Source organism: Paenibacillus mesotrionivorans (assembly GCF_046098205.1).
GTDB classification, from domain to species: Bacteria; Bacillota; Bacilli; order Paenibacillales; family NBRC-103111; genus Paenibacillus_AR; species Paenibacillus_AR mesotrionivorans.
Map to the genome: position 1 here is coordinate 332,343 of NZ_JBJURJ010000006.1, position 23,706 is coordinate 356,048.

General features: G+C 55.0%; 21 protein-coding genes. 4 read left to right on the top strand and 17 right to left on the bottom strand.

Features of this window, described 5'->3' with window-relative positions:
- Positions 1 to 253: 253 nt before the first annotated feature.
- The 9 genes from ACI1P1_RS11415 to ACI1P1_RS11455 all read right to left on the bottom strand — a co-directional run bounded on the left by ACI1P1_RS11415 (position 254) and on the right by ACI1P1_RS11455 (position 13,091).
- Complete coding sequence (locus tag ACI1P1_RS11415; protein ID WP_416216512.1) at positions 254 to 1,816, bottom strand: extracellular solute-binding protein; 1,563 nt, start codon at positions 1,814 to 1,816, stop codon at positions 254 to 256.
- Positions 1,817 to 2,263: 447 nt separating this feature from the next.
- The gene (locus tag ACI1P1_RS11420) at positions 2,264 to 4,558 is read right to left on the bottom strand and encodes a DUF4962 domain-containing protein (protein ID WP_416216513.1); all 2,295 of its coding nucleotides are present in this window, start codon (positions 4,556 to 4,558) and stop codon (positions 2,264 to 2,266) included.
- An 85-nt stretch (positions 4,559 to 4,643) separates the two neighbouring features.
- Entirely contained in the window at positions 4,644 to 6,875 is a 2,232-nt protein-coding gene (locus ACI1P1_RS11425; protein WP_416216514.1) for a heparinase II/III domain-containing protein, read from the bottom strand.
- Positions 6,872 to 7,633 carry an SDR family NAD(P)-dependent oxidoreductase gene (locus ACI1P1_RS11430; protein ID WP_416216515.1) on the bottom strand — a complete coding sequence of 254 codons (762 nt, stop codon included), beginning with the start codon at positions 7,631 to 7,633 and terminating at the stop codon, positions 6,872 to 6,874. Before ACI1P1_RS11430 ends, ACI1P1_RS11425 begins: the two co-directional genes overlap by 4 nt.
- Before the next feature lie 282 nt (positions 7,634 to 7,915).
- Positions 7,916 to 9,760 (bottom strand): cache domain-containing sensor histidine kinase, encoded by a 1,845-nt coding sequence (locus ACI1P1_RS11435; protein WP_416216516.1) that lies wholly within the window; start codon positions 9,758 to 9,760, stop codon positions 7,916 to 7,918.
- Entirely contained in the window at positions 9,760 to 10,791 is a 1,032-nt protein-coding gene (locus tag ACI1P1_RS11440; RefSeq protein ID WP_416216517.1) for a response regulator transcription factor, read from the bottom strand. Before ACI1P1_RS11440 ends, ACI1P1_RS11435 begins: the two co-directional genes overlap by 1 nt.
- 148 nt (positions 10,792 to 10,939) lie before the next feature.
- Positions 10,940 to 11,821 carry a carbohydrate ABC transporter permease gene (locus ACI1P1_RS11445; RefSeq protein ID WP_416216518.1) on the bottom strand — a complete coding sequence of 294 codons (882 nt, stop codon included), beginning with the start codon at positions 11,819 to 11,821 and terminating at the stop codon, positions 10,940 to 10,942.
- Between the two features lie 54 nt (positions 11,822 to 11,875).
- Complete coding sequence (locus ACI1P1_RS11450) at positions 11,876 to 12,832, bottom strand: ABC transporter permease (RefSeq protein WP_416216519.1); 957 nt, start codon at positions 12,830 to 12,832, stop codon at positions 11,876 to 11,878.
- A 79-nt stretch (positions 12,833 to 12,911) separates the two neighbouring features.
- Positions 12,912 to 13,091, bottom strand: a complete 180-nt coding sequence (locus ACI1P1_RS11455; RefSeq protein ID WP_416216520.1) for a tautomerase family protein — start codon at positions 13,089 to 13,091, stop codon at positions 12,912 to 12,914.
- 237 nt (positions 13,092 to 13,328) lie between these two features.
- Between ACI1P1_RS11455 and ACI1P1_RS11460 the strand changes: the two genes are divergently transcribed.
- Entirely contained in the window at positions 13,329 to 14,450 is a 1,122-nt protein-coding gene (locus ACI1P1_RS11460; protein WP_416216521.1) for a DUF2087 domain-containing protein, read from the top strand.
- A 33-nt stretch (positions 14,451 to 14,483) separates the two neighbouring features.
- Here ACI1P1_RS11460 and ACI1P1_RS11465 read toward each other — a convergent pair whose 3' ends face one another.
- Positions 14,484 to 14,834 (bottom strand): cupin domain-containing protein, encoded by a 351-nt coding sequence (locus ACI1P1_RS11465; protein WP_416216522.1) that lies wholly within the window; start codon positions 14,832 to 14,834, stop codon positions 14,484 to 14,486.
- A 102-nt stretch (positions 14,835 to 14,936) separates the two neighbouring features.
- Here ACI1P1_RS11465 and thpR point away from each other — a divergent pair, with 102 nt between their 5' ends.
- Positions 14,937 to 15,521 (top strand): RNA 2',3'-cyclic phosphodiesterase, encoded by a 585-nt coding sequence (gene thpR, locus ACI1P1_RS11470; RefSeq protein WP_416216523.1) that lies wholly within the window; start codon positions 14,937 to 14,939, stop codon positions 15,519 to 15,521.
- A gap of 146 nt (positions 15,522 to 15,667) precedes the next feature.
- On the opposite strand, the gene ACI1P1_RS11475 is transcribed toward thpR, so the two are convergent.
- From ACI1P1_RS11475 to ACI1P1_RS11505, 7 genes are all read right to left on the bottom strand, one after another.
- Positions 15,668 to 16,861 (bottom strand): ABC transporter substrate-binding protein, encoded by a 1,194-nt coding sequence (locus ACI1P1_RS11475; RefSeq protein WP_416216524.1) that lies wholly within the window; start codon positions 16,859 to 16,861, stop codon positions 15,668 to 15,670.
- A gap of 143 nt (positions 16,862 to 17,004) precedes the next feature.
- Positions 17,005 to 17,712 (bottom strand): ABC transporter ATP-binding protein, encoded by a 708-nt coding sequence (locus tag ACI1P1_RS11480; protein WP_416216525.1) that lies wholly within the window; start codon positions 17,710 to 17,712, stop codon positions 17,005 to 17,007.
- 4 nt (positions 17,713 to 17,716) lie between these two features.
- Positions 17,717 to 18,496, bottom strand: a complete 780-nt coding sequence (locus ACI1P1_RS11485; protein WP_416216526.1) for an ABC transporter ATP-binding protein — start codon at positions 18,494 to 18,496, stop codon at positions 17,717 to 17,719.
- Positions 18,468 to 19,445, bottom strand: a complete 978-nt coding sequence (locus tag ACI1P1_RS11490) for a branched-chain amino acid ABC transporter permease (protein WP_416216527.1) — start codon at positions 19,443 to 19,445, stop codon at positions 18,468 to 18,470. Before ACI1P1_RS11490 ends, ACI1P1_RS11485 begins: the two co-directional genes overlap by 29 nt.
- Before the next feature lie 9 nt (positions 19,446 to 19,454).
- Complete coding sequence (locus ACI1P1_RS11495; RefSeq protein ID WP_416216528.1) at positions 19,455 to 20,354, bottom strand: branched-chain amino acid ABC transporter permease; 900 nt, start codon at positions 20,352 to 20,354, stop codon at positions 19,455 to 19,457.
- 333 nt (positions 20,355 to 20,687) lie between these two features.
- Positions 20,688 to 20,897, bottom strand: coding sequence for a cold-inducible protein YdjO-related protein (locus ACI1P1_RS11500; RefSeq protein WP_416216529.1), 210 nt, complete (start codon positions 20,895 to 20,897; stop codon positions 20,688 to 20,690).
- A 166-nt stretch (positions 20,898 to 21,063) separates the two neighbouring features.
- On the bottom strand, positions 21,064 to 21,264 hold the full coding sequence (locus ACI1P1_RS11505; protein ID WP_112884929.1) for a cold-shock protein: 201 nt from the start codon (positions 21,262 to 21,264) through the stop codon (positions 21,064 to 21,066).
- Between the two features lie 595 nt (positions 21,265 to 21,859).
- Here ACI1P1_RS11505 and ACI1P1_RS11510 point away from each other — a divergent pair.
- Positions 21,860 to 22,753, top strand: coding sequence for a peptidylprolyl isomerase (locus ACI1P1_RS11510; RefSeq protein ID WP_416216530.1), 894 nt, complete (start codon positions 21,860 to 21,862; stop codon positions 22,751 to 22,753).
- A 196-nt stretch (positions 22,754 to 22,949) separates the two neighbouring features.
- Positions 22,950 to 23,513, top strand: coding sequence for an NAD(P)/FAD-dependent oxidoreductase (locus tag ACI1P1_RS11515; protein WP_416216531.1), 564 nt, complete (start codon positions 22,950 to 22,952; stop codon positions 23,511 to 23,513).
- Positions 23,514 to 23,706 lie beyond the last annotated feature (193 nt).

Genomic DNA, 23,706 nt, shown 5'->3' on the forward strand with positions numbered 1-23,706 from the left:
TGCCGATTTCGCGGACACACGGTACGTTAATGCCTCTGCAAACTAACCAAAACGGTTGTTTTCGGACATTTAACGGATCGTGTGTCCGTTCAAATTGAAAAACACCAATTTTGTCCTAAATAGCGCTTCCTGAGTCCGTTTGGGACAACCGCAGCAAAAAAACCGGCCAGGTTGCCCTGTGCCGGTTTTCCGCCCCATGAGGGTTGTATGCTGTTGGGGTGCTGCTTGAACTGCACTTCTACTGATCTAGGCTTTATCTGCGGGACATGGTCACGCCGAGCTTGTTCTTGTACTTCTCGGTTGCTTCCTTGATAACATCCTTGCCGCCCTTGGAGAGCCATTCGTCCACTGCCTTCGGCCAATCGCTGATAGGCTCCTTGCCGTATACCATTTTCACCATATGGGTCAAAAGAACAGGCGGTGCGGTATCGGAGTTGGGAGCCACGTCCGGATTCTTCACCAGCGCGTCCAGACGGGGATCGAACTGGATGCCGTCGCGGCCTTCTTTTGCCAGAATCGTGTCGTATACCTTGATCAGGTTCTTGCCTTCCTCTGTCAGGCTGAGGGAACCCTTGTTGTAGGTGGTATCCTGCACCAGCCACAGGAAGGACTGGCGGTAGCGCTCTTCGTCAATGCCGTTGGCTTCGGTAGGAGAGGTGTAGGAAATCTTGCCGTTCTCTTCCTTGTAGGTTTCGCCCTTGATGCCGAAGGTGAAGAAGGTTTCCGCCTCTTCGCTGAGCATCCAGTCGAAGAACTTGATAATGTCGGCGGCGTTTTTGGTGCCGGTCTTCACGAAGTAAGCTCGGGTCACGGAGCCGTACAGGTAGGAGCCGCCCTTGCCGTCAGGACCAACGGGGGAAGGAATGATCTCCAGCTTGGCGCCGGGTACAGTGGATTTCAGCTGCTGCTCCCATTGGAGAAGCTCGTTGGCATTCATGGTCCACATGCCTGCTTTGCCGGCCAGAATAGCGTTTTTGTAGTTGGTGGCGTTGATGGTGGCGAATTCCTTGTTGATGAGGCCTTCATCGTACATGGTTTTGTAGGTTTGCAGTGCTTTCATCATATTCTCGTTGTCCATAAACTTGGGCTGAACCTGGCCGTTGACTTCCTCAAACATGGACAGGTACGGGTAAACGTCGTACGGGCCAAAGAAGGTATCCGCATACTTGAAATCCTGGCGGCCCATGTAGGGATTTTCCAGGCCCAGCTTCTTGAAGGCCCGCAGCACGTTCAAATACTCGTCCACGGTTTTCGGTACAGGCAGCCCGGTTTGGTCCAGCAGGTCCTTGCGGATCCAGGTGGCACGGCGGGACGGGTTGGACAGGTACTCGGGGATGGCATAAATTTTACCTTGGTAGGTTACGTTATCCCAGGCATCCTTGGGGATTTTCTTCAACAGGTTGGGGCCGTACTGCTTGAGCAGATCGTCCAGGGGCATAAATACACCCGCCGCGACGGAGCCGGCCATTTCCTTGCCGTTGACGCCGCCTGCGCCTTGGACTACGTCGGGAATATCATTGGTGGCGAACATCTGCACCATCTTCTGCTCATATTCCTTGTGGGGGACCAGAACGATGTCCAGATCGGAGTTGGTCATTTCCTCCAGCTTTTTCACCCATTTATCGTTGTTGATATCGGGCGATTTTTCCACGTAGTTAAATGCCAACGTCCGAAGCGAGATGGAGAATTTGGTTTTTTCGGGGGCTTTGGAAGCACCGGGGGAGCTGCTTGCCCCTTCTTTGCTATCGTTGCCGCAACCGGCTGCTACACCGGCGGCCAACGCGGCGGTGAGACATACGCCAAGCCATTTTTTCATTGCGAACCTCTCCCTTTTTATCCATATAGGCGGATGACTGAGTGGGTAAAGCGCTTTTGTAAACGCTTTATCTTTCATGGCTATATCTTATCGCCGGAGCGGGTTTGCCACAATGGAATGATTCCATGTGGGATTGTCATTTTTTTAGATTGGGGTTGGGTAGACTGTCGGGCCGCGGGCCTGTTACGGAACTCACAGACCCTTAGCGCCGAAAAATGCACCAGTCGGAGCGGTAACGGAACTGGCAGGCCCTTAGCGCCAAAAAACCGCTGATTAGTCCACCGTTATCCCCTGTAAGAGCGCCTGAGTTCCGTTAGAGTTTAAACTAACCCAATTTTCCTCTGTAAGCGTCGCTGAGTTCCGTTACCCCACAGCTGTTGCTACTAGCGGGCATAGGCTGGGCATAACCGCAGCAGCGATAACGGAGGCCGGCGAATCCACCGCCGTTTAATACGGCTTGGCAACCTCCACCCGGCGGCTCACGCCTTGGTACGTAAAGTATAAGTGGACCCCATGTCCCTGGTCATCCATAAAATACGACACATAATCCTGCATCCCCGCCTTCCGCGGCGTCAGCAGGGTCACCATCCGGTGGCTGGCCGCTTCCCGGGTGGACGCCGCCAGATGCCAGTGGGGCGGCTGCCCCTCCCACTCCGCCGGATCAACACCGCCAAACCCGCTCTCCTGGGACAGCACCAGGTCGCCGGAGGAGCTGTACACAAAACGCCCTTCCATTTGGGCCTTGACCCCATTCACCAGAAACGTCTGCCCCTTCAGCGTCATGGGATACAGCGTATGGAACAGCCAATCCACCTGGCCCGGCTGCGCCAGATCCACCGCATCCACAATCACCACGTAGGCGCTGTCCATCAGATAATATTCCCGTGTATACCGCCGAATATAGGGTACATGCTCCCGGTAGGCTTCCGTAGCATCCATAGAGGTGAAGCTGACGCCGTCCCGGTGCCATGCCTCCAGCACTGTTCCCGTAGCGGCCATATTCTTGGTTTTGTCCGTACCGGCATACTGCCCTTGGCCGTCGATGAGAATCACATTCTTGGAGCGGGTGGCCTTGCGCCATTGCATATGCATGGTGCTGTTGAACGCCACATAATACCCGCTTTCAATCGCCAGCGGTTCCCCGTAGGCATGGAGCAGAAACGCATTCTGGTCCCCGTGGCTGTGGCTGACGGAGCCGTAGCGGCTGCTTTTGGCCAGGAGCATGATATGCTCTGTCGGATCGTCCATCCGGTGGTGCATCGCCACCCAGCCCACGTCCTGGAACCACTTCACAGGCTCCGCCGCAAGCGGCGCTACCGCCTCCACCTGCGGGTAATCCCAGCGGTAGACCATTTCGTCGAAGCGGAAATCCCACCAGCCGTAATTGTAAAAGATCATTTGGCTGTCAGGGTTCAGCTCCCGCGTCTGCTCATAGTACCACTGGTACAGGCCATTGCCCGTCACCCCGGCGAACTGCCGGATATTGAAGCCCGTCTTCAGGTTCACCGGGTCCCCCAGGGAGGACTGGTCGCAGAAGCTGGCCCGCAGCGTGTCGGGACTGAGCGTATATAAGGGGAAATCCCCGGTTTTGCGGAAAAAAGGACGGTCATAGAAGTTGATGCCGGTGTACTTGCGGACCAGATTCAGTGCTTCGGTGACAAAGGCCATCTGAGTAGTCCAGTACATGGCCCCCTCCGCCCAGCCGCCGTCCTTGCCGCCCCAGGGGGTATACATCGCCGAAAAATATTCCAGTGCATAGTCAAGCCAATCCCGGGCTTCCTCTTCTTCACCAAGCATGGCCGTGCAGCAGGGGATCAGCACAGAGGACAAGGACCGGACCGCATGGCTGTCATAAGGCACATGGTGAATCCGCGAGCGTTCGATCACATGGAAGGCCACCTGGCGGGTGCGTTCAAGAAGCACCCGGCGCACAAACACACGCTCCTCCCCGGTCAGCTCCCCGTACAGCCAGTCATACCCCCAGGCCAAGGCCCCCGCCATACGGAACGCAGCTTCGTCGTTGTAATCCCGGTGGGTTGGGCCGTCTGGATTCCATGAAGCAGCATGGAGCAGCCACGCCTTGGCCTTCGCGATCAGCTCCGCATCCTCCAGAACCACCCCTGCCACAGCCAGATGCCGGATGGCATAAAGCATCTCCTGGCAGTCGATGTACATCTGCCGCCACAAGGAAGCCACCCGTTTGTTGCCAGGGTAAGGCTGCGGCTCGGCAATCAGCGGCCGCTCCGCCCAAGGCAGAACGGCTTCGGCCAGAAACCCGGCCCAGCCGGTGCTCTCGGGATCCCGCTTCACCGCATCGCGGAAGCGGGGCAGCTCCTCCGCCTGCAGCCACAGGCGGGGATGGGCAGCTGCGGCAGCCGTATACCGGCTGTCGCGGGCGGGCAAGGGTGTCTCCGGCACGCCGGGAGCCACCGTGAAGGCTCTGATCTTGCTCCACTCGGAGAAGCTGCCGTCCTCGGCAACCAAGGCGTACCGCCAGTAGTAGCCGCCCGGTGCCAGAACCTCGTCCGGTGTAAACAGGTTATAAGGGATACCCGCATACTCCCGTGTGGTTTCCGGGGCAAAGCCAGGGTCCGCCGATAATTGCAGCCGGTAGGCGCCCCCCTCCAAAACCGCAGGCATCCAGGTAAAGCGGGGCGGATTTTCGGCAATTTCCGTATGCTCCTCCGGGGCGTAAGCCACATCGAGCACACCGTTATGAGGTTGAAATAATGGTGTAGCCATAGGACATCCTCCATTAAGTCAAGGGCGGCACGCGGCCGCCCCGACACCATCTTTATGATAAAGCTTCAGACTTGCAGGTTAAGCACTAATCCAACCGTACCAACCCCTGCACCGGATCAATAGCGAAGCTTCGGCTGAAGCTGGAGGCCCCAGGGACTCCCGCCTCCACTTGCACAACCAGCCCTGCTCCGTCCCGTACCATTGTGGAGAGCCGAAGTGGCTCCCCTCCGGCCCGGTACACAGCCACAAACTCTGCAGCCGTTCCCTTCTGCCGCATCAGTAGTCCGCCAATGCTCTGGCTGGGGTCCTCGGCAATACCGGGTGTACGGATGTGGAACAGCTCCGCTTCCGGCGGTTGCAGCAGCGCAGCTTGAACCCTAAAGCTGCCGCCCGTTACACCCGCACCGTTCATGAGCCACGCCGCCGACTGGGCCGCAGACGAGGTGTTGCTCCGGCAGGCCAACAGCTCCACATGGGCATACCCGTCCTCCGTACCGGCCGCCCGGGGCTCAATCGCAGTCCAGCTCTCCTCCTGAGGCAAAACAAGATCGGCGGACGGATGCATCCACCAGTCTACCGCCTCCACACCCTCCGTCTCCACGCGAAACCAGTCCACCAGGACCTCCCCGTCCAAAAGAAGATGGCGTTCCAGCACAGCGCCCGGATACGCGCCTTCCGAACGGAGCCGGATGCAGGTTCCGCGCTCATCGTCCCGGAACAGGGTGCATGCAGACGTATGGGGGGCCTGTGAGCGGCCGCCAATGCTCACCGTGTTGTGGCTGGCGGTAGTCGCATACCAGCCGAGGCGCAGAGCGGAGCCGTAGGGCACGGTGCCCAGCTCCGGCGCCACTTCCCCCAGCCGGTGCGTGATGGACACATGCAGCTTGTCAAAATGCCCATGTGAGCCTCCATGCTCGCCGAAGTCCGTTTGAACGGACAAGGGGTTTCCTTTGTGCCGCAGGACGGCAAAGCCGGATTCCTCCAGCAGCAGGGACCGACGCTCTTGACCGGCAGAGGCTGCAAACAGCTCTGCCTCGGACACCTCTCCTGCCTCGTTTTGCCGCGCCATCTCCGGCACCGCTTCAACCTCGCTCTGCCGCTCTCTCCCCGGCACCGTAGCCTCCTGGCTCTTCAGCAGGTCTGCTTCTGTAACCAGGCCGTTGCCGTACAGCAACGCCTCCAGACCGCCCCGCTTTTCCGCCCCAAACATATAGCAGTAGCTGTGGGCCAATACCGGCAACAGATCCCGGTTCCCGTATACGGATAAACCGGCCTCGAACACTTCAACGATTTCCCGCGCAAAAGGAACGCGGTTATATGGGCCATCATGCAGCGCAGGCAGCTGCCCCGAATCACTTGCCAGCTCCGCCAGCACCTGCAGCATACCCTGGAGCGACTGGCCCGCCTCTCCCTTGGCGCCATACAGATCCACGCCGAAGCGCAAACACATCTCGGCGGCTATCAGATAAGCCCGCAGCACGAACACATGGTAATAGGTGCTGCCCTCGAATTCGAAACCGTCGGGCTTTACGCCGATGGACAAATGGTGATAAAAGCCGCCCGGCCCGTCCAGCAGGCTCTGGAGCTTGGACCGCTCCGCCCCTTTGGCGGCGTATACGCAGGCCAGGCTGGCATTGAGCCAGGCCGTATAATTGTTTTCCGCATTCTTCTTCTCATGGATGAGAATGTGGCGGTACTGCTCCATGCTGCTCTCCAGCATGGTGAAGAAGGTCTGCAGCGCCGCTTCATCCGCGGGATCAAATTCCACTCCGCAGTCCTTCAGCAGCAAATATGCCCGGATCAGGGTAGTGGACCAGATGGCCTCCGTCAAAGCTTGATGGAAGGCTCTGCCCTTCAGCATCCAGGGCTGGGCCTCGGGATGGACGGGATAATGCGGGAACTGGCGGGCATACCCGGCCAGGATTTCCCGGGCTGTCTCTGCGCACCATTCCTCACCGTCGGCCGCGTATACCGCTGCCGCCTGCAGGGCGTAACGGGCCATGATCTGGTGCCGGAACACCAGCCAAGCTCCCCTGTACGGCTCTCCCTCCAGCACACAGCCGTGGGGGCAGCGGAATTGGACGGCGTCCTCCTCCATGGGGTCAAACAGCAGCTCCGCATGATGCTCGGGGCACACATACTGGTGCCACCAGCCGCCGGGCTCCAGAGGCAGCCGGATCTCCCGGGGGAGCGGCTGTCCGCCCCCTTCCGGTTGTCCCTCCGTTCTGCCCCGCCACTGCGCCAGCTCCGCCTTCAGCTCATCGGCTGCTTGACGGGCCCAGCCCCATGCTGCGGTTTTGTCTCGGATGGTTTTCATCGCATGAACAACCCTCCGTTGATCTCAATGGTTTCCCCGGTCAGGTAATCCGCCAGCTCCGACGCCAGGAACAGGGTAACCCGTCCCACATCCTGCGGTGCGCCTTCCCGGCCCAGAGGAATCTTGGCAATGGTCGCCTGCCGTGCTGCATCTGCAGTAAAGGTGGCGTGGAAGGCGGTTTGGCCGATGAAGCCAGGGGAAATGGCGTTGACATTAATGCCGTGAGGGGCCAGCTCCTTGGCCAGACCCTTGGAATAGGACCATACGGCTGCTTTGCTGGCTGCATAGATGGATGCGCCGGGGCCGCCGCCGTCATGGGCTGCCAGGGATGCCACGTTGATGATTTTGCCGGCCTTCTTGGCGATCATACCCGCGGCCACGGCCTTGCAGGCAAACACGCAGGACTTGAAGTTGACGTCCATCACCTTGTTATAATGCTCTTCATCCATCTCTGCATTGGGCACCCGTTTGATCATACCCCCTGCGTTGTTCACCAGAATATCCACGGTTCCGCCAAAATGGGCCTCGATTTCCTTCACCATTTGGTCCAGCTCTGCAGGACTGGTGGCATCCGCCTTGAAGGCATGGGCCTCGCCGCCTGCCTGGCGGATGGCTTCAACAGCCTCAACCGGGTCACCGTACAAGTAGTTAATGGCCACCTTGGCGCCGGAAGCAGCCAGAGTTTCGGCAATTTGGCGTCCCAAACCTGCGTTGGAACCGGTTACGAGTGCGATTTTACCTGTCAGATCGATATGCATATGGATGAATCCTCCTAATAGTAGTTTGGTTGTTTTTTCTAACGGCGGTCACAGCCGCTATTCCCCCTCAAACGGGGGACTGCCATTTCTAACGGCGGCCAGAGCCGCTATTTCCGCTGCAGGAGCTCATTTTGGAGCGTTTTGTGCGAAATAAGAGCGCTCACTTCCGTTACAATTTCAAAAAGCCGGTTTTGAGCCAAATAGCGGCGCTCACTTCCGTTAGAGCTGGGGGAGCTTAGATGGCTTACACGGGGAAGCATCCCCTCAGCCCCTCCCCGCTCCCTACTTCCGCTCCGCCAGCTGGCTGTTGCGCCGCTCCGCGGGCATGGACAGGGTCATCCGTGTCCCTTCCCCTTGGCGGCTTTGCACGCTGAGCCCATACTCCTCGCCGAACACCATCTGGATCCGGCGGTGTACGTTCATGAGCCCGATGCCGCCCCGGTGGTACAGGGAGTCGTCCTCCACTCCGGCCAACTGGTTCAGCTTCAGCTTCTCCCGGAGCCGGTCCAGCCGCTCCGGGGTGATGCCCACGCCGTTGTCCTCTACCATCACCAGGAACCGGCCGTCCTCAATCCGGGCATCGATGCGAATGGCATGATGGGCCTCGATTCCCCCGGGGAAGGCATGCTGGAAGATATTCTCGATTAGGGGCTGCAGCGTAAGCCGCACCGTTTTCTCCAGCAATAGCCCCGGCGGGATTACCACATCGATTTCGAACTCCCGGTCGATGCGGTGCTTGAGAATGGTCATGTAGCTCAGGACATGGCGAAGCTCATTGGCGATGGTGATTTCCTCCAGATTGGTCTGGATGGAATAACGGAGCATAAAGGCCATAGCCTCCACCATTTCGGTAATTTCATCAGAATCCTGGATCACCGCGTAGCTCTTGATGGTTTCCAGCGTGTTATACAGAAAATGCGGGTTAATCTGCAGCTGCAAGGCCTGAAATTCCGCCTGCTGCCGCTCCAGCCGGGTTTCCTGAAGCTCCAGCGCCGCTTTTTGGGTGGTGAGCTCCGCTTCATACACCCGCTCAATCATCTGCGACAGCCGGCTGACCATAAGGTTATAGCTGCGCATCAGCCCGCCCAGCTCATCCTGGCGGTCGTCGATGTCCAGACGCTGCCAATTTCCTTTTTCCGTCTCCCGCATCCCTTCCTTCAACACCCGGATGGGCCGGGTAATGGATTGGCCGAAGCGGGTAGCCAAAAGCAGGGTTCCTGCCAGAGTCAGCACTCCAACAAGGATAGTGGTGGTGCGGATGGTGGCGATGGGCTCCCGGAGCTCACTGACCGGCATAGTCACAACCAGCTGCCAGTTGGAGTAGTCGGACTTCCGGGAGACGAACAGGTAATCCTTGCCCTCCACCCCCTCAATGTAGGAGGTATTGGGATGGGCCGCCACATTGGCCAAGAGCTCGGCCGGCAGCGTTTTGCCCGCAGCGGTGGGCTGGTACAAGGGTTTGCCGAATTCGTCCAGGATAAAGAAGAAGCCTCCCTGCCCCAAATCCAGCGGCTCCCAGATCCGGGCCAGCTCCTGGGCCTTGAACTCAATGGCCAATATCCCGTTGGGGCGGTACGAGGATACGCCGCGGATCTGCCGCACCATACTGATGATGCCGGCGTTGGGGACATTTTGCACATTGGTGTTGAGAATGGCGATTCTCCCGCTCTCCGGGGTCTGGGACGCCAGGGTCCGGTACCGCTCCTCCGCATTGAACTGGGTGCTGTACGCCTGATTGGCGTTGTCGTCGCTGACCGCCTTGCCGCTTTCATTAATGATGTACATCAAGCTGATCTGCGGGTACAGAATAAACAACGAGCGGAAAAGGTACTTCTGAATGTCATTGGTGTATTGGTAATAGGAATAGCTGTCCTCCGGGTCCATGTCCAGAAACTGCTTCACCTGGTAATAGGACAGGATGGAATCGCTGGCCTTTTCATAATTTTGCAGGTACAAATCCGTCTGGTAGGAGGCACTGCGAATCACCTGGGCAATGGTCCGTTCCGTGGACCGGTCCAAGGCGCTGGAGGCCTGGAAGTACGAGATGAAACCCACCATGGACAAGGACAGGACGATCACCGTCAGAAAAGAGACGAACAGCTTGGTGGAAAGGCTTTTGCGCAGCATTATTCAATCCCCAGCTGACTGCGGTATTCTGACGGGGACAGGCCGGTATATTTCTTGAAGGTTTTGGTGAAATGGGGATGATCCGCATAGCCCACCTCAAAGGAAATATCCGTAATCCTGTAATGGGACTGCCCCAGCAGCTTCTTGGCCCGCTCCATCCTGCGGCTGATCCGGTAGTGGACGAAGGTTTCCCCTGTCACCTGCTTGAACAGCTGGCTGAAATATGACGGATTCAGACCCAGCAGCTCGGCAACCTCCTCCAGAGAAATTTCCCGGGCCAGATTCTCCTCCATAAACGCCTTGGCTTCCTCCACCGGGTCCTTGGCCTTGCCCTTGCGCTTCACCCGCAGCTCCTGGAGAATGTCCCGCACCGCCTGGGCGAACCTGGCGAATAATTCCGCAGGGGAAGCCGTATCCGGCAGCCCAAGCACACTTTGGGCAGGGTTGACGGAGCTGGCGAGGAGCCGCCGGATCAACAGCGTATAACCCTCCTCCAGCAGCTCTTTGTGCTGGCTGCGGCTCATTTTGCGCCGGAGCACCTCCTGCTCCCATTCCTGGAGCACCGACTGCAGCTTCTCCTGCTCCAGGTTCCACACCGCATCATGCAGCCGCTCCACCCAGCCGTCCAGCTTGGCAACGGCTACGAAGCCGGCGGGCTCATTGGCCGCCTCCTCCAGCTTGGCAATGGTTTTCTGCAGCTCCGCCCGGCCTACCGGCTTCAGAAGGTACTCCTTCACCCCATAGGAAACGCATTGGCGGGCGTACTCGAAATCCCCGTAGCCGGAAACCACAACCACTTGAGTCTCACAGTCCATGCCGGAAAGCCGACGGCACAGCTCCAGACCGTCCATCCGGGGCATCCGGATATCGGTGAACAAATAATCGGGCTGATCCTCCATCATGAGAGCCAGCGCTTCCTCTCCGTCCGCGGCCAGGCGGATATCCGCCGTTGGCCCGATAATCTGCCGGACCATAACGGAAAGACCTTTTCGGATTACTGGCTCGTCATCCACAATGACGATTTTTCTCATGCTGGAAGCCCCCTTTTGCTGTGTCCGGTCTAGTCTGCTGAAACGCCTGTCCAAGAAGAAATTCCCAATAGCGGCGCGGCTTTCGGCCAAACAGACCGGCTCATGCTCCGAACGTGCACATGTGTTTTATTGTACCACAATCGGGCAATCAGGATTTTACGGAGCCTACCATCATCCCCTGTACAAAATGCCGCTGCAGGAAAGGATACACCATGATAATGGGAAGCGTGGCGATAATGATGACCGCCATTTTGATCCCCTCCGGAGAGGTGTGGGCCAGGGCGCTGAAGGCCGAGGAAGCGGGGTCGATGCTGATGTCATCGCTCTCAAACAGCTTCTTCAGCTTCACCTGCAGGGGCCATAAGGACGGCTTATTGATGTAATACAGGGCATTCATGTATGCATTCCAGTGTCCGACCGCGTAGAAAATTCCCAGGGAAGCCATAACCGGCTTGGACAAAGGCAGCACGATGCTGTAGATAATCCGCAGCTCGCCGCAGCCGTCGATCCGGGATGCATCGATAAGCTCGGACGGGATCTGCATGAAAAAGCTGCGCATCACGAAGAAGTTAAAGGCACTGATGGCGCCGGGAATCATCAACGCCCACAGGGTGTTCATCAGACCCACATTTTTGATCAGGATAAAGTTAGGAATCAGGGGTGCGGTGAATACCATGGTGAACAGCACCATCAGCACAATGTACTTGCGGCCCACAAATTCGGGGCGGGATACCGGATAGGCCAAGGAAGAAGTGGCCGCCAGGTTGATTAATGTGCCCATCAGAGTAATGTAGACCGACACGCCGAAGGCCCGCCAGATGGATTGATCGCTGAACACGTATTCATAGTTGATCATGGTGAATTCCTTGGGCCACAGGCCTACCCGGCCGTTAATAATGGCGTCGGAGGTGCTGAAGGACTGGGCGATAACGTTCAGGAACGGCAGGAACATCGCCATGGCAATCAGCGTCAGCAGCACCAGGTTGAAGATATTGAAGATATTTTGTCCGCGGGTATAACGCGCTCTCATTGTTCACACCTCCTAAGGGCTTTCCGCCAGGAAAGCCGGCATCGTAAGCATAGACTAATACAGGGATTCGCCGGTGGTTTTTTTGCTCAGGAAGTTCCCGATGAACACCAGCATCAGCCCCACCACGGACTTGAACAGCCCGACGGCAGTGGTATAGCTGTATTGCTGGGACAAGAGGCCTGCCTTGTAGATGTAGGTGTCGAGGATTTCACCGTTGCCTGTATTCAGCGCATTCAGGAATACCCATACCCGCTCAAAGCCCAAATCCAGGAACTTGCCGATATGCAGCAGGAACAGGATCATGATGGTGGGGATCAAGGATGGCAGCGTAATGGCCATGGTTTGCTTCCAGCGTCCCGCTCCGTCCACCTCGGCGGCTTCGTACAAATCGGGGTTGATGCCCGCCAGCGCCGCCAGATAAATAATGGTGCCGTAGCCCGAGTCCCGCCAGATGCCGGAGCCGATGAGCACGGTGCGGATGTAGGAATTTTCACCAAGGAAGTAGATCGGCTCGAAGCCCATCCATTCAAGCACATGGTTCACGATGCCTGTAGACGGAGACAGAATGCCCAAAGCGATACCGCTGATAATAACCCAGGACAGGAAGTGGGGCATGTAAACCACGGTTTGCAGCACCCGTTTGTACACCACCAGCCGGATTTCGTTCAAGAGCAGGGCCAGAATAATCGGCGCCGGGAAGGCAAATACCAGGTCGTACAATCCCAGCAGAATCGTATTGGTCAGGATCCGCAGGAAGTCCTGGTACTGGAACATTGTCTTGAAATGCTCCAGCCCGACCCATTCACTGCCGGTAAAACCCTTGAAGATGTTGTAGTTCTGAAACGCAATGACCGACCCGGCCAGCGGCACATATTTGAAGATGATGAAATAGATGATCCCGGGCAAGGCAATCAGGTACAAGGTTCTGTATTTCCACATGTATGTGAAAAGAGAATGTTTGGTCGCCGTCTTGTAGCTTACCCGATCCGCGGCTGTTACTTTAGCAGCCATATTCCGTTTCCTCCCTAGAGTTTTGCGTTAGGGCGTGTATGAAAACTCACCCTAGCAAAACCAGCATCGTAAGTGTAACCTACGTTTTTCGCAAATTCGCCGGGGCGTTATCGTCCAGCGGAATTTCGTTGAATTCGATGGTAATGTATTGCTCCTCCCGTTGGATAATCCGGGACAGCTCCTTGGTAAAAACGGTTACGATTTCCTCCTTTTGCTCGGGGGTGCGCCCTTCATACATCTTGATGGTAATATGAGGCATCCCATTCCCTCCTTCCCTTTAGTTAAGTCACTGAATCTGCCTTTATCGTACCGTGATTCCGCCAATCCCAAAATGGAGTCCCTGTGAGTCGGTTTGTGTTTTTTTTAGGTGCGGACAAGCTGAAGGCCGTCGTATTTCCAGAACCCGATAGAACGCTATAAAAAAACTGTCGTTTGTATTTACATAGACATTATGATAAATTGTTTATGTAAATATAGACGAAATGAGGTTTTGTTTATGGATAAATCCTTGTACGAGGCCTCGGTAGAGGAACTGAAGCTTGGCTACCGGCAGGAGGGACGGCAGAGGACTTGCCTGTGCTGCGGCTTTGAGACTGAAACCGGCGTAGTTTATCCCGGTGACGGCCGTTTTTATGATGCGGAGCGTTATATGGAGCTGCATATAGAAGAAAAGCACGGCGGTATGCTCTCTTATCTGCTGGCCCTGGACAAAAGCGCCACCGGCCTGACGGGCACCCATAAGCGGCTTTTGGAGCTGGCCGCCCAAGGAATGGGTGACGACCGGATTCAGAAGGAAATGGGCATCGGCAGTCCATCGACCATCCGCAACCACCGTTTTGCCTTACGGGAGAAGGAACGCCAGGCCCGGCTGTTTCTGGCTGTGATGGAGCTGTTGTCCGGCCAAGGGTCCAAAGCCTCAGGCACCCTGTCCGGCACAACCCCTGCCCCACATGGCTCGAAAGCAAAACGGACCAATCAGGATGAATTGGCCGCCTTTTTTCCTCTGGGTACAGACGGTCCCCTGGCCCGTTATCCCTCACGAAGCAAGCCGCTTCAGCTGGTGCTGGGTGTGATTGCCGAGCATTTCGCCTATGGGAAGCTCTATACCGAGCAAGAGGTTAATGATGTCCTGGAGCCCGTATATGCGGATTATGCCCTGCTGCGGCGGAGTCTGGTGGATTATGGATATATGGAGCGAAAAAAAGATGGAAGTGAGTATTGGCGCTTAGCGCGCAGAAAGGAAGATGACGCTGTGGATCGGCGGAAGGAATTGCAGGAGCAGGCGAAGGAGATCAAGATTGAAGCGGGGGTTTATGGCATCCGCAATCTCAAAAGCGGCAGAATTCTGGTGGAAAGCACCCCGAACCTTAAGAAACTTAACGGACTTAAGCTTTCTCTTGATTTGGGCAGCCATATGAACCGCCAGCTCCAGAAGGATTGGACGGCATTGGGGGAGGACTCCTTTGCTTTTGAGGTGCTGGAAAAACTAAAGAGACCGGAAACCGGCCCCTTCGACGAAAAACGCGAGCTGAAAAAACTGAAGGAAAAATGGCTGCGGGAGTTAATGCCCTTCGGCGAGCAGGGCTACAACTCGGATAAGGAGCGTCCGGAGGAGTAAGGAGCTGCGGGGAAACCGGTTCCTTTTCTTCCGTTATACATCCGCCTCATATACCAGCAGCTTCACTAATGAGCCGGAGCGGTTCTCCAGGCCATGGCTCCAGCCCGGTTTATTGAGAATCACATCTCCCGGCTTCACCTCACGCTCCTCCCCGTTCACGGTCATGAGGCCATGTCCTTCCACTATGACATATACCTCCTCATTGGTGTCCTTATGGGTATGATAGCCGATGGAGGTGCCCGGGGGCAGCTCCATGTAATAGAAGAACCGGAGCTTGCTGTCATAATCTTCTTCACTGAACAGCTTCACGGAACGGACCTCACCCTTGCCCTTGTGGCTGCTGGCGGTTTTGAGCGGGGCATCCAAATAATTGCGTACGATCATCGGGCAGTCTCCTTCCTTTACATGCGGTTTCTCGCGGGGAAATTCACCTCTTGATTATAATTCATTTCACATAGGTATTCTATTTATGAAGAGGTGATTGATATGTCCCCGCCACGGGAGCAAACGATCCGTTTATTCGCTGCGCTGCCCCTGCCCCTGCCATTAAAGGATATCCTAAAAACAGATATGGAGCAGCTGCAAAAACAATATCCTTTCCAAAAATGGGTCCATCCCCAGGACCTGCATCTGACGCTGGTATTCCTCGGTGACATGGCCTCCTCTGCCGTTGATGCGGTGGCGGAGCGTCTGCGGGAGGCTGCCGCAGGCCTTCATCCATTCCCTCTGCGGCTGGAGGAGGCCGGAGTATTCGGACCGCCACGCACACCCCGGGTGTTATGGGCGGGCCTTCAGGGCGAGGTCGCCAGGCTCAGGGAGCTGCAGGCCCGTGTGTCAGATTGCCAGACGTCCTTGGGGTATACACCGGAGGAGCGGGCTTATTCGCCCCACCTGACCCTGGCCCGCCAATATACAGGAAGCTCTCCCGTGTCCAAGGAGGCGTTGGCTGCTGTCTTCCCCAAGGGGGCTGCGGCGTATGCGTGGACGGCTGACCGGCTGGTACTGTACCGGAGCCATCTGGGGAAGCTGCCCATGTATGAGGAGCTTGTGTCTGTGCCCTTTTCCGGTTAGAGCGGCCCTCCGGAGGGCCGCGGCGCAGCTTTCACCTTTTACTGTGATAACGCATTGCCGGAAATAAACGACAAACAACCCAAAAACCGCCGCCCCTGTTTATAACAGGAGCAGCGGTTTTTTCATACCTGAGCTGTTGCTACGGCTTACGGGTTTACCTTTGCTTTGAACACTTGTTTGCCGTCCTTGTACTCCAGCACAACTGCGGACTTAACCGGGTCGTGGGTTTCATTCAGAGTCAGGGAGCCGGTAGCCAGCTTCAGATCCTTGGTTTTGGCCAGGGCATCGGTGATCTTCTGGGGCTCTACGGAGTTGGCGCGTTTGATGGCGTCAACCAGCATGTTTACAGCGTCATAGCCCAGGGCAGCCAGAGAGTCGGGAGTTTCGTTGTTGTTATCCTTCTTGAAGGCTTCAACGAATTTCTTGATCTCGGCAGAGCTGTCATCAGCTGCATAGTGGTTGGACAGATAGGTGTTGTTCAGAGCGTCCTTACCGGCAATCTCCAGCAGCTGCGGGGAATCCCAGCCGTCGCCGCCCATGATAGGAGCCTTGATACCCAGCTCACGGGCTTGCTTCACGATCTTGCCAACTTCTTCATAGTATCCGGGAACGTAGATGAATTCCGGGTTCTTTTCCTTGATACGGGTCAAGACGGCTTTGAAGTCAGTATCCTTTTGTTGGTAGGATTCTTCAGCTACAATAGTGCCGCCGTTTTTGGTGAAGGTTTCCTTAAAGAACTTTTGGAGACCCTTGGAATAGTCAGAGGAGGAGTCCAGATAGATGGCTGCATTCTTCACCTTCAGCTCCTTGGAGGCGAAGTCCGCTGCCACTTTACCTTGGAAGGGGTCAATGAAGCAAACACGGAATACATAATCATTCACCTTACCGGTACGCTCGTCCACGGTCACCTTAGGGTTGGTGGCGGAGGTGGTGATCAACGGTACTTTCTTCTCTTGTGCAACCGGCACGGCGCCCAAGGTGTTGGTGGAGGTTACGGGCCCGATCAGCGCCACAACCTTGTCGTTGGAGATCAGCTTCTGTGCTGCCCGTGTTGCTTCCTCGGACTTGGAGGCATTATCGGCTTGAACCAGCTCAAGCTGCTTGCCCAGCACGCCGCCGGCAGCATTGATTTCCTTCACCGCCAGCTTCAATCCCTTCATCGAAGAGTTGCCGAAGGAAGCTTGCCCGCCGGTCATCTCGAAGTTGGCTCCAATCTTGATGGTACCCCCTGCACCTGCATCCCCGCCGCTTGCGGTGGTCTCTTTTTTCTCCCCGCAGCCTGCCAGGGGGGCGACTGTCAGCACAAGTGCCGTAGCCGCAGCGATCCATGTTTTCTTCATGTTTGATTCCCTTCCTTCTCCTATTAATGATGGATTGTATATTCTGAACGTGTCTGGGGCACGTTTCATTCGTGAAGGGGGCTCCCCCAAAAGTAATCGGAATAAGCTACAGAGCTTTACTTCACTTTTGGGGGAATCGTTGCTTAGTGGCCGCCGAGATAGGCTGCCTTGATCTCCTCGGATTGCGACAGCTCTGCAGCATTGCCGGACAATACGATATTGCCGGTTTCGAGTACATAGGCACGATGGGCGATCTTCAAGGCCTGGTTGGCGTTTTGCTCTACAAGCAGAACCGTGGTGCCTTGTTTGTTGATTTCCTCGACGGTGCGGAAGATGTCTTGAACAAGGAGCGGTGCAAGCCCCATGGAGGGCTCATCCAGCAGCAGCAGCTTGGGACGGGACATCAGCGCCCGGCCGATAGCCAGCATTTGCTGCTCCCCGCCTGACAGGGTGCCGGACTGCTGCTTTTTGCGTTCAAGCAGCCGGGGGAAACGTTCGTACACACCTTCCATATCCTTCTTGATCTCCTGATGATCCTTGCGCAGGTAAGCACCCAGCTCCAGGTTTTCCTCCACGGTCATATTGGCGAATACCCGGCGGCCTTCAGGACAATGGATCAATCCCTGCATCACGATGGAGGTAGCCGACTGCCCGGCGATGGATTTGCCCAGGAACTTGATGTCTCCGGTTTTCGGCTTCAATAAGCCGGACAGGGTTTTCAGCAGGGTGGACTTGCCTGCTCCGTTAGCGCCAATCAGGGTGACGATTTCCCCCTCCAGCACCTCCAGACTAACTCCCTGAAGCGCATGGATGGCTCCGTAATACACATTGATGTCTTCAACCTTCAGCATGAAATTAAGCCTCCTGTCCCAAGTATGCCTCGATTACCTTCGGATTCGAGCGGATCATCTCCGGCGTGCCGTTGGCAATCAGCATACCCCGGTCCAGTACATAAATACGGTCACACACACCCATAACCAGACCCATGTCATGCTCGATCAGAAGGATGGTCAGATTGAATTCCTCCCGGATCCAGCGGATCAGATGCATCAGCTCTTCGGTTTCATTGGGGTTCATGCCGGCGGCCGGCTCATCCAGCAGGAGCAGCTTGGGCCGGGAGGCCAGGGCACGGGCAATTTCCAGGCGGCGCTGATTGCCGTAGCTTAGGTTTTTGGCCAGCTCATCCTTCATATGGTCCAGCTTAAAAATTTTGAGCAGATTCAATGCCTCGTTGGTGATTTCCTGCTCGCCCTTGAAAAACGCCGGAAGCCTCAGGAAGGTGGTCCACACGCTGTGCTTGGCATGCTGGTGGAAAGCAATCTTTACGTTCTCCTCTACGGTCATGTTTCCGAACAACCGGATATTTTGGAAGGTGCGTGCTGCACCTTTCCAGTTGATTCTATAAGGCTTCATACCACCGATGGACTCGCCGGAGAGCAGCACCTGTCCTTCGGAAGGCTCGTATACGCCGGTCAACAGATTGAACAGGGTTGTTTTGCCGGCACCGTTGGGGCCGATGAGTCCGATGAGCTCACCCTCATTCAGATACAGGGAAACATCGGTCAAGGCCTTCAGACCACCGAAGGTACGGCTGGCCTGTTTGACATTAAGAAGCGCTAGTGATGTCGCCGTCATGGACATTCGCTCCTTTCTTCCGGAACCATTTGGTTATGAATTTATAATTGAACTCCTTGTTGCCCATCATGCCGCCCGGACGGAAGATCATCATAATAATCAGCGCCAGGGAGTAAATGATCATACGCAATTCGGGATAATCCTGCAGCAGAGTGAAGATCATGGTAAGTGCAACAGCTCCGACAATGGCTCCCGTGGTGCTGCCTAGGCCGCCTAATACGACCATAACCAGAATTTCGAAGGATTTCAGGAAGTTAAAGCTGGTGGGATTAATAACATAGAACTTGTGGGCATAAAGCGCTCCGCCGACACCGGCGAAGAAGGACCCGATCACAAAGGCGATGACCTTGTAGATGGTGGTATTGATTCCCATGGATTCGGCAGCAATCTCATTCTCGCGAATGGCAATGCAGGCCCGGCCGTGGGTGGAGCGTACGAAGTTCTGGATGACGATTATCGTGATGACGGTGAAGAGGAATACCCATCCCCAGGTGGTTTTGGCGGGAATACCGCTGAGTCCTGATGCGCCGCCTACATATTCCGTATTCAGCAGGGCAATCCGGATGATTTCCCCAAGACCCAGGGTGGCAATAGCCAGATAGTCGCCCTTCAGACGAAGGGTAGGCAAGCCTATGAGCAAGCCGAACAGGGCTGCTACAGTTCCCCCGGCTACAATCGCCAGCGGAAATGCCCAGTCGAAATCCAATGTGAGAATGGCTGACGTATAGGCACCGATGGACATAAACCCGGCATGGCCCAGGGAGAATTGTCCGGTAAAACCGTTAATGAGGTTTAGCGATACGGTGAGGATGATATTGATACAAATGAGGATCAGGGTGGTTTCGGCCACATCATTCAATGTTCCGCCGGACACCAGCACCTGGAAGATAAAGAAGACGACGAGACAGCCAACCAGCATGGAGGCAAAGGGTTTTGCTGCTTTCAGCATGGCCGGCACCTACACTTTCTCCCGGATGTTCTTGCCGAACAGGCCGGAGGGTTTGAAGATCAGGATGAGGATCAGCACAGCGAAGGCAACGCCGTCGCGCCACATGGAGTAACCCACGGAGGAAACGCCGGTTTCTACGGTTCCCAGAAGCAAGCCGCCTACAAGAGCACCGGGAATACTGCCGATTCCGCCCAAAACGGCGGCAACGAAGGCCTTCAAGCCGGGAAGCATACCCATCAGCGGGTCAACGGAATTGTATGTCATGCCGAAGATAACGCCGGCTGCAGCTGCAAGTGCGGAGCCGATGGCAAAGGTGGAGGAGATGGTCCGGTCCACATTAATGCCCATCAAGCGGGCTGCTTCCATATCGAAGGATACGGCACGCATGGCCTTGCCTGTTTTGGTCTTTTGGACAATGTATTGCAGGACAACCATCAGCAGAACCGTAATCAGCAGAATCATAATTTGGTTGGAATCAATCTGCAGGCCCAGAATTTCAAATTGCTTCTTGGCGATGATCTCAGGGAAGCCCTTGGGCTGCGGACCGACAATAAAGATGCCGCCATTCTCCAGCAGGAACGAAACGCCCACTGCCGTAATCAGAATGGAAATCCGCGATGCATTCCGCAGCGGACGGTACGCGATCCGTTCGATGACCATGCCGAGAATCGCACTGAAGGCCATGGAGAATATCAAGGCAACAAGAAACACAACAACCGGGGGAAGATTGTATTGATCCAAACCCTTGGCAATATAGAGGCCTGCGAAGGCGCCTACCATAAACACGTCGCCGTGTGCGAAGTTGATCAGCTTAATAATGCCGTAAACCATGGTATAGCCCAAAGCGATGAGTGCGTAAATGCTTCCCACCGACAGACCATTGATGATCTGTTGAATGTAATATTCCATTAGTACACCTCTCGTATGTTAGGAATGTGTGAGTAATTATAACATCATATGTCGCGGGTTGTAAATAATAATTTAATCCCCCTTTTGTTCCGTCATTCAAAAACAAACGTCTCCCCAGCGAGGACAAAAATGATTTATTGCTTCATAGATTAACACAAAAGCGGGGACTTGTGATATAAGTTTACACACAAAATGTGTACAGTTTTTTAACAATGGTTATTAAGGTGGTCAATTCCTAAAAGGTTCCCTGCTTTCCGGTTTTTTCCCGGCTTAACGAAATAAAAAAAAGGCGGCCGGACTTGGTCCGCCGCCTGCATGTATGGTTGGATCTCATTATCTGCCCTTCATCTCCGGGTTATTGTTATGGATCGGAGGAAGCTGTCTTGTGCCGCTTGTCATTGGAGATTGGCATTTCCAGCACGTGGGGATGGACTCAAAGGAAAAGTTATTCCTCATCCAGCACGTACATTCCTCGTTCGAGCATACCCAAACAGCCGTTGCCTCGCAGGGAATCTCTTCCCTCCATTTATTCCGTGAATACATGAATATCCCTCCTGGCTTTCCGGATAATCTTTTTCGGACTAAATCGAGGTTAGCGGACTAGAGGCGCCGCCGCTTACGCTCACGGGTCAGTGTATCATACAGCACAAAAAAAATAAAAAGCCGCCCCCAACCATTAAGGCTAAGGAGCAGCTATGATCGTCAGATCTTACAGCTTAACAACGTTTTCGGCTTGCGGGCCGCGGTTGCCTTGAACTACGTTGAACTCAACGCGTTGGCCTTCGTCCAAAGTCTTGAAGCCTTCGCCAACGATAGCGCTGAAGTGAACGAATACATCGTTGCCGCCTTCAACTTCGATGAAACCGAAGCCCTTTTCTGCGTTGAACCATTTAACTGTACCTGTTTGCATGGTATTACCTCCAAAAAGTTTGTTCAATATGGCCTACTTATTCCTAAAAATAAAAAATCCGCATAATAGGAAAAGGTTTTGAGTTGAGATAGATAACCTTTGCCATTATGTGAATTCAGGTTTCCATATCGTTGAAATCATCATACCACATTGCGGACAGCATTACAAATTTTCGGGAGAATATTTTTTAGTTATAAAAAAATCCTCCGGAGGGCAGCCCCCCGAAGGATTTTCTCTTCCTAATTAAATAGGTCCGTCCGCAATCCTGCGGGAGATCCTGCCCTTACTTGTCTTTCTTGGCGTGAGAGCCGTCGCAGTTCCCAGAGCCGTTCTTCGTGTTGCCGCATGCACATTTACCCATCAGGAGCACCTCCGTCTTGTTTATAATTATTTTTTTATAATAGTAACACCAGAACTTACTTTTGTAAAGTCGTACATTTTAAGTAAGAATGATTCTCAATTGCAACTGCAAATATTAATGTACCATTAAGCTTGTCTTCAGGCCTCATTCAGCTTGCCCCGCCATAATAAACTCTGCGGGCGTATTCGCCGCCTGACGGCCAATTTATTTAAATAAAGAAGGGATGTTACGTAATTGAAAAACACATCAGGAATAAGCCGCATTTGGATGGTTTCCTCCTTTGTTCTGCTGGCAGCGCTTGTTATTTATATCATTATTTATCCCCCCGGAAAAACGGAGGATGAAACTGTAGCCAAGGTGAACGGAAGCCCCATCGTGAAATCACAGCTGTACAGCGCCTTGGTGAAGGCTGGCGGTCCACAGACACTTGAAACCATGATCAGCGAGGAATTGGTGAAGCAGGAAAGTGATAAGGCCAATATTCAAGTTACCGATGCCGATCTGGAAAAGGAAATGGATCAGATTAAGAAGTCTTTTGGTTCAGACGAGGAGTTCGCACAAGCTCTTGCTACCTATAATATGACCCTGGACTCCCTGAAGAAGGACATGCATGTCCAGGTACAGCTGCGCAAGCTGCTGGAGCCTCAGGTGAAGATTACGGATGAGGAGATCAAAACCTACTACGACAGCAATCTGGATTCCCTGAAAACCCCCGAACAGGTCCGTGCTTCTCACATCCTGGTAGCTACCAAGGAAGAAGCCGATGCTGTGTTGGCCAGCCTGCAGGGCGGAGCCGACTTCGCCGCTCTCGCCAAGGAAAAATCCACCGATACTGCTTCCAAGGAAGCCGGAGGGGACCTGGACTTTTTCCCCAAGGGACTGATGGAGGAGCCTTTTGAAACGGCAGCCTTCGCCCTTAAGACCGGAGAGCTGAGCAGCGTGGTGGAAACCAGCCACGGGTTCCATGTGATTAAGGCCACCGACCACAAGGATGCGGCAACACCTACACTGGATGAAAAGAAAGAGGAGATCCGCCAAACTCTTTCGGAGCAGCAAATTTCTACCCTGTCCCAAAGCTGGCTTCAGGAAAAACGTGCCGCGGCCAGTGTGGAAACCTTCTTGGAATAGCCACTCATGCTGCACCCAAGACCGATGAAATGTCAGTGAAGGCCCTTAAACCGGCCTTGCCGATTTCGAGGCTTCCATAACAGATCTCTGACCTGCCTTCCCTGAATGCCCGGTTTATTATGCTTTTCTTCCGGGGTTTGTTACAATATAAAGGAACTTAATTGTAAACCTGACTGGGGAAAGGACGGAAATATTCATGTATGATGTAGCGATTATCGGAGCAGGACCCACCGGCGCAAGCGCCGCGCTGTTTGCAGCCAAGGCGGGCAAAAAAACATTGGTGATCGACGCCAACCAAAGCATTACCAAACGCGCATGGATCGAAAATCATTACGGCGTAAATGAAATTACCGGTCCGGATCTGGTGGAGAACGGCAAAAAGCAGGCCGCCAAATTCGGTGCGGAGATCATTACCGCCAAGGCTGTGAAGATTACGGCTGACGGCGAGACGCTGACTGTTGAAACGGATTCCGAGTCCTATCAAGCGGCCAAGGTAATTGTTGCCACCGGTCTGGCTACCGATCTGGCGGAAGCCTCCGGCATCGGCACCAAGCCGGGCACTGAGCCGCGGGTGAAAACCGTCGTGGCTACCGACGCCACCGGCCAAACCAATGTGCCGGGCGTGTACGCCGCAGGCGCTGCTGCAGGAACCAGCCTGCACACCATCGTTACCGCAGGAGACGGAGCGCGGGTAGCCATTGAGGTGCTGAGTGTCCTGAACGGCGAGCGTTATGTGGACCATGACGTGCTGAAGGCATAAAAGGCGATTAGCGAAAAGAAAGCCGGTTCCCCGGATGGCGGGGCCGGCTTTTTTGGTGTGCGCGGGGTGGCGGGGTGGCGGAATATCAAACGGCGGCGTGGCTAATGGCGGTGAGGAGCATGTCTATTCATTGCCGACAACATTGTAATGTACTTCTCAACTCCGTGTTATATAAAGTCCAAGCCATTTCTGA

Bases quoted from the DNA above. Each gene is read 5' to 3' on its own strand.
- ACI1P1_RS11485 (WP_416216526.1), bottom strand. From the start codon at position 18,496: ATGACGGCGACATCACTAGCGCTTCTTAATGTCAAACAGGCCAGCCGT.
- ACI1P1_RS11495 (WP_416216528.1), bottom strand. From the start codon at position 20,354: ATGGAATATTACATTCAACAGATCATCAATGGTCTGTCGGTGGGAAGC.
- ACI1P1_RS11480 (WP_416216525.1), bottom strand. From the start codon at position 17,712: ATGCTGAAGGTTGAAGACATCAATGTGTATTACGGAGCCATCCATGCG.
- ACI1P1_RS11500 (WP_416216529.1), bottom strand. From the start codon at position 20,897: ATGTATTCACGGAATAAATGGAGGGAAGAGATTCCCTGCGAGGCAACG.
- ACI1P1_RS11505 (WP_112884929.1), bottom strand. From the start codon at position 21,264: ATGCAAACAGGTACAGTTAAATGGTTCAACGCAGAAAAGGGCTTCGGT.
- ACI1P1_RS11420 (WP_416216513.1), bottom strand. From the start codon at position 4,558: ATGGCTACACCATTATTTCAACCTCATAACGGTGTGCTCGATGTGGCT.
- ACI1P1_RS11465 (WP_416216522.1), bottom strand. From the start codon at position 14,834: ATGATCGTACGCAATTATTTGGATGCCCCGCTCAAAACCGCCAGCAGC.
- ACI1P1_RS11450 (WP_416216519.1), bottom strand. From the start codon at position 12,832: ATGGCTGCTAAAGTAACAGCCGCGGATCGGGTAAGCTACAAGACGGCG.
- ACI1P1_RS11445 (WP_416216518.1), bottom strand. From the start codon at position 11,821: ATGAGAGCGCGTTATACCCGCGGACAAAATATCTTCAATATCTTCAAC.
- ACI1P1_RS11430 (WP_416216515.1), bottom strand. From the start codon at position 7,633: ATGCATATCGATCTGACAGGTAAAATCGCACTCGTAACCGGTTCCAAC.
- ACI1P1_RS11440 (WP_416216517.1), bottom strand. From the start codon at position 10,791: ATGAGAAAAATCGTCATTGTGGATGACGAGCCAGTAATCCGAAAAGGT.
- ACI1P1_RS11435 (WP_416216516.1), bottom strand. From the start codon at position 9,760: ATGCTGCGCAAAAGCCTTTCCACCAAGCTGTTCGTCTCTTTTCTGACG.
- ACI1P1_RS11490 (WP_416216527.1), bottom strand. From the start codon at position 19,445: ATGCTGAAAGCAGCAAAACCCTTTGCCTCCATGCTGGTTGGCTGTCTC.
- thpR (WP_416216523.1), top strand. From the start codon at position 14,937: ATGTCCCCGCCACGGGAGCAAACGATCCGTTTATTCGCTGCGCTGCCC.
- ACI1P1_RS11460 (WP_416216521.1), top strand. From the start codon at position 13,329: ATGGATAAATCCTTGTACGAGGCCTCGGTAGAGGAACTGAAGCTTGGC.
- ACI1P1_RS11455 (WP_416216520.1), bottom strand. From the start codon at position 13,091: ATGCCTCATATTACCATCAAGATGTATGAAGGGCGCACCCCCGAGCAA.
- ACI1P1_RS11425 (WP_416216514.1), bottom strand. From the start codon at position 6,875: ATGAAAACCATCCGAGACAAAACCGCAGCATGGGGCTGGGCCCGTCAA.
- ACI1P1_RS11415 (WP_416216512.1), bottom strand. From the start codon at position 1,816: ATGAAAAAATGGCTTGGCGTATGTCTCACCGCCGCGTTGGCCGCCGGT.
- ACI1P1_RS11475 (WP_416216524.1), bottom strand. From the start codon at position 16,861: ATGAAGAAAACATGGATCGCTGCGGCTACGGCACTTGTGCTGACAGTC.
- ACI1P1_RS11515 (WP_416216531.1), top strand. From the start codon at position 22,950: ATGTATGATGTAGCGATTATCGGAGCAGGACCCACCGGCGCAAGCGCC.